1 protein-coding gene is annotated in these 729 nt (G+C 68.4%); it reads right to left on the reverse strand.

From position 1 onward, the window contains the following. On the reverse strand, positions 1-644 hold a 644-nt coding region (locus NQ160_RS24395), incomplete at its 3' end, for a class I tRNA ligase family protein (protein WP_257517539.1). Between the last annotated feature and the right edge of the window lie 85 nt (positions 645-729).

Raw genomic sequence — 729 nt, forward strand, 5'->3', positions numbered from 1 at the left:
AGCAGCCGGTCGGCGTAGTCGGTGATGCGGAAGTACCACTGGGTGAGCTTCTTCTTGACGACCTCGGTGCCGCAGCGCTCGCACCGGCCGTCGACGACCTGCTCGTTGGCCAGCACCGTCTGGTCCTTCGGGCACCAGTTGACGGGGCTGTCCTTGCGGTACGCCAGGCCCCGCTCGTACAGCTGCTGGAAGAGCCACTGGTTCCAGCGGTAGTACTCCGGGTCGCTGGTGTGCAGCACGCGGCTCCAGTCGAACGACACGCCGTAGCGCTTCAGGCTCTCGCGCTGCTGGGCGATGTTCGCGTAGGTCCACTCGCGCGGGTCGGCACCGCGCTGGATGGCGGCGTTCTCGGCGGGCAGGCCGAACGAGTCCCACCCGATGGGGTTGAGCACGTTGTACCCGCGGTGACGCCAGAAGCGCGCGACGATGTCGGAGTAGAGGTAGTTCTCGGCGTGCCCCATGTGCAGGTCGCCCGAGGGGTACGGGAACATCGCCAGCACGTACTTGCGGGGGCGGGTGTCGTCGTCGCCGCCGGCGCGGAAGGGGTCGTCCTGCTCCCAGCGGCGCTGCCACTTCTCCTGGATGGCGTGCACGTCAAACGCGCCGGCGTCGCCGGCGGTGTCGGGAGGAAGGGTCTGAGACACGAGGAAAGAGCCAATCGTGGGGGTCGGGTCGGCGCGGTGCGCGTCTATCCAGATTACCGGACCGCGCTCATCCCCATCCGGCCGG

This window comes from Microbacterium sp. zg.Y909, from assembly GCF_024626565.1.